Origin of the sequence: Albidovulum sp. (genome assembly GCF_049646345.1) — a bacterium.
Taxonomy (GTDB): Bacteria; Pseudomonadota; Alphaproteobacteria; order Rhodobacterales; family Rhodobacteraceae; genus Albidovulum.
This window is the reverse complement of sequence record NZ_JBARVQ010000163.1, coordinates 1-4,149: the sequence shown is the minus strand read 5'-3', so window position 1 is coordinate 4,149 and position 4,149 is coordinate 1. Positions and strand designations below refer to the sequence as shown.

5 protein-coding genes are annotated in these 4,149 nt (G+C 58.7%); 2 read left to right on the top strand and 3 right to left on the bottom strand.

The window, feature by feature from the left end:
- Positions 1–1,449: cysteine--tRNA ligase (cysS, locus tag WBB85_RS04110; protein WP_432637357.1), on the bottom strand; the 1,449-nt coding region annotated here is incomplete at its 3' end.
- A 276-nt stretch (positions 1,450–1,725) separates the two neighbouring features.
- Here cysS and WBB85_RS04105 point away from each other — a divergent pair.
- Positions 1,726–1,890, top strand: a complete 165-nt coding sequence (locus WBB85_RS04105; protein WP_432637356.1) for a hypothetical protein — start codon at positions 1,726–1,728, stop codon at positions 1,888–1,890.
- A gap of 60 nt (positions 1,891–1,950) precedes the next feature.
- Here WBB85_RS04105 and WBB85_RS04100 read toward each other — a convergent pair whose 3' ends face one another.
- Positions 1,951–2,559 (bottom strand): DUF6778 family protein, encoded by a 609-nt coding sequence (locus WBB85_RS04100; protein ID WP_432637355.1) that lies wholly within the window; start codon positions 2,557–2,559, stop codon positions 1,951–1,953.
- Between the two features lie 365 nt (positions 2,560–2,924).
- On the opposite strand from WBB85_RS04100, the gene WBB85_RS04095 reads away from it, so the two are divergent.
- Complete coding sequence (locus tag WBB85_RS04095) at positions 2,925–3,788, top strand: TPM domain-containing protein (RefSeq protein WP_432637354.1); 864 nt, start codon at positions 2,925–2,927, stop codon at positions 3,786–3,788.
- A 46-nt stretch (positions 3,789–3,834) separates the two neighbouring features.
- On the opposite strand, the gene WBB85_RS04090 is transcribed toward WBB85_RS04095, so the two are convergent.
- The coding region (locus tag WBB85_RS04090; RefSeq protein ID WP_432637353.1) for an outer membrane protein at positions 3,835–4,149 on the bottom strand (315 nt) is incomplete at its 5' end.

Below are 4,149 nucleotides of genomic sequence, written 5' to 3'. Positions count from 1 at the left end.
TTTTAGGACCCCCAGTTTGGCAGGATCGAATCCGTGCGGAACCTGTGCAGTTGGACCGAGTTTCGAATTCACAATCTTTAGGCCGGTTTGCTCCAGAGCATTTTTTAGAGTGTCTGCTTCGGCGTATCGCTTCTGCATGCGCAACTCTTGCCACTGCTTTAGATACGGGACGATTTCCTTCATGAAGAGAGGTGTACTTCCAGTAGAGGCAGTCCCCGGCAAAGTAACGACCTGCGTCCTGAACCAATCTAAGTCTTCGGGGCTCGTAAATCCGAGCAGAAGCATTCCCGCTTTTAGCTGTCCTGCGGTTCCTCCTCGGGCTACCTTATGAAGTTTGGAAATCACACCTGCGGTATTCAGGTCCTCCATCAGTTCCTCAGTAAACCGCCAATCCATTGAGTGGTCAGGCGCCACACCATCCGTGAGATTGTACCACCCAGCGAGAGTGGCGCTTGCCTGCTTTGCCTTCTCATCCGTCCAGTCCATCGGTTTGGAGTAGTGCGTTGAGAGATAGACGAACCGGATCACCTCGCCCGGGACTTTCCAGCCGCCGGACCAGTTGCCCTCCAGCAGATCGCGCACCGTGAAGAAGTTGCCCAAGCTCTTCGACATCTTCTTGCCCTCGACCTGAAGCATCTCGTTGTGCATCCAGACCTTCGCGAAATCGCCCTTCGGATGGGCGCACATCGATTGGGCGATCTCGTTCTCATGATGCGGGAATTGCAGATCGATGCCGCCGCCATGGATGTCGAAGCTCTCACCGAGCAATTTATGGCTCATCGCCGAGCATTCGATATGCCATCCGGGGCGGCCCCGGCCCCAGGGGCTCTCCCAGCCTGGCAGATCGTCGGTGGAGGGTTTCCAGAGGACGAAGTCCATCGGGTCTTCCTTGAAGGGTGCGACCTCGACCCGCGCGCCCGCGATCATGTCGTCGACCGAGCGGCCGGAAAGCTTGCCATAGCCTTCATAGGACCGCACGCGGAACAGGACGTGACCCTCTTTCTCATAGGCATGGCCGCGCGCGATCAGGTCAGCGATCATCGCGATCATCTGGCCGATGAATTCGGTCGCGCGCGGTTCTTGGGACGGGGGCAGATTGCCAAGCGCGCCCATATCGTCGTGATACCAGCGGATCGTCTCATCCGTGCGTTCGCGGATCAGCTCTTCCAGACTGCGCGGATCGCCCGCATCGCGGCGGCGCTGGGCCTCGGCGTTGATCTTGTCATCGACATCGGTGAAGTTGCGCACATAGGTGACGCAGTCCGCGCCATAGACATGGCGCAGCAGCCGGAAGAGCACATCGAAAACGATGACAGGCCGCGCATTGCCGATGTGGGCGCGGTCATAGACCGTCGGCCCGCAGACATACATCCGCACGTTTTTCCGGTCGATGGGCGTGAAAACCTCTTTCTTGCGGGTCTTCGTATTGGTGAGCCTGATCTCGGTCATGCCTATATCCCTTGCGCGCGCGTCCCGGCGGCGGGCTTACCAGTGTCTCGGTTCGATGAAAACGACAAGAACGGCCCGCCTGATGAAGCGTTTCGGGTCCGAAACGCTGTTGTCAGCCGGTAATGCAGCAAATGCAGATGGTGCCGTTGAACGTCATGCCCCCGTGCTTAATGCACTTTTCCACGCCTGCCAAGGCTTTCCACACCGGGACCGGCCCGGCTGCGAAAGGACACGAGCCGCTATCTGCTCACAACCGATCGTAACTGGACGGCCGGGATGCTGATCGACGCCGGTGTCGCAGCGAAAGCGCCCAATTTCCACTGGTCCTGGGTCAATTTGCCCTGGGGCAGCGACGAGGCGGAACTGCGCCACCGCATCGCACAATCCTACAGATTGGTGAGGGCGGGTCTGCCAAAACGGATAGTGGCCCTGCTTGACTGATCAGCCTGCCGTCCGGACATCATGGACACCCGGACGGCGCAGTGTTCTTTTACAAGGGCGTCAGGCCCCGACGCTGGAGAAGGTCTGGCGAATATCGGGTCCGGCACCCAGCCACCCGGCTATCGTCTTGGCGACGTGATCGGATATCTGGCTCTTCTGGGTTTCGCCATGTAACCGCGCCGCGGCCATTTCACCGCCGGTCAGGGCCGGGAGTGACGCCTCGATATATTCCGGGCCTGCAAGGACCTCACCGGTTTTTGCGTCGCGTGCGGTGATAGTGAATTCCACGTCATGCACGCCGGCCGGTGCCCGCGTCTCGGCTGTGAAGGTCATTGCATGAAACCGCGCCATCGTCACCTCAAGCCGGACCGAACGCGACCCTTTCAGACCGGACGCCCCTCTGGCAATCGCGGATTTCATGATCGTCGCGACCTGTGCATACCGATCACCGAGCGGATCTTCCCGCCAGACTATATCCGCCTTGGGAACGTATGATTCCTGCTCTGACACCGAGAGCGATTGTGGAACGGATACCGCCACATCGCTGACAACCCAGTTATCCGCCCGGGCGGGTTGATCGTAGTGGGTTCTGAACGACCCGCCACAGGCCGCAAGGCCGAAGGCAAGCGCCACCACAGCCAGAGTTCTTACTGAACCAAGAAATCGCATATCATACTCCCAGACACATACCGGACGAATCAGATCCGTCGCGCAGGTTCTTTTCATCGAAACATGGCGCGATTGGGATAGAAATTGGTCGCTTTTCTCTTAAAAAACCGTGTGACTTTTGTTTTCGTGATCATATTGCAACCTGTTTCAATCGTGTGTTGCAGCCGGAATGTTCGCACCGTTTTGAGATTAAACAATGGTTCAGCCGCAACGTCGTGCAGATCCCGCCTTTTTCTTTATATCGCATTATCAATACTTTGCCCATCAAGAAAGGGCTTTCTCCCAGGAAATTCGCACTGGCTTCCTCAATCGGGGCAAGAGTGCGATCATGGGTGAAACAGCGTTGACTGAGTGAAGGGAATCGTATGATCCGTCTCGCAATCTGCATGAGCATCATGCTGTCCCTTTGTCCGTCAAAGTCTTTGGCAGATCCCTATCCACAATACATGGATCTGCACATTAACGACTTTGCGGAAGTTATTGATCAAGAAACAGAAACAACGACCAGAGTGGCACTTGCATCGCTGTTGCATGAGACGGGCATTGAGATGACGGTGGTGACCATCCGCTCCCGCGCGGATTTCGATCCGTCGGAAACACTGGAAGCCTTTGCCCGCAGGCTTTTCGACGGCTGGGGCATTGGCGCGGCCGACAATAATGACGGGATCCTGATTCTGGTTGTCACCGCCGACCGGGAAACCCGGATCCAGCTTGGGTCGGCCTACGGTCAGGCCTATGATGTGATCGCGCAGGACATCATCAGCGCCAACATGGTGCCTGATTTTCGCGCGGGCAGGTTTGCGGATGGGATCGAGAGCGGTGCGATCGAAACCATCGACCGCATCGCGTTGCGCCTTGCCACCACCTCGCCGGGCAACAACCGCCCCGAAGGCAAAACCGGGCTTTTCGAGCGCCTCGATGGCTGGATCTTCAGTCTTATCTTCGTCGGGATCGTTGTCTACGGGCTGTTTCGGCGCAAGGCCGGTGACGCGATGATCCGGTTCCGGCAGTGCCCGGGATGCGGCCGTCGGGGCCTGAGCCGTCATCATGCCAGACAGCCGGGCGGGGAAGGCATGCCGCAGGATCGCCTCGTCACGACGGTCACCTGCCGTCATTGCGACTACCGGGATGATCGAGAGCGCCGGATCCCGGACCAGAAGCCCGCGAAGCGGTCGCGTGACTTTGGCGGAGGTAAGTCGTCAGGTGGCGGGGCCAGCGGGCGCTGGTGAAAAACGGTGCGGAGGGTGGCCCCCCGCACCGCCATTTGAGCTTAGATCAGAAGCGGAAACCCACATTGACCGAAGCGGTCGTTGCATCGATATCGACGCCGGAATTGTCGAAATCGTTAAACTGGTGGCTCAGCACTTCGGCACCGACGGTCCATTGGTCGGTCAGCAGGTAGTCCGCGCCGATACCCGCGAACCAGCCGTTGTCCGACAGGCTCGTCCCGCCCACATCGGCCCTTGCATGGGCGCCACCGGCTGTTGCATAGACCAGCGTCCGGCCCAGATCGGCACCTGCGCGCAGCTTCAGTCGGGTGACGGAGTCAAGATCTCCGGCACCGCCGCCAAGTTCGATATCGGTCCAGTC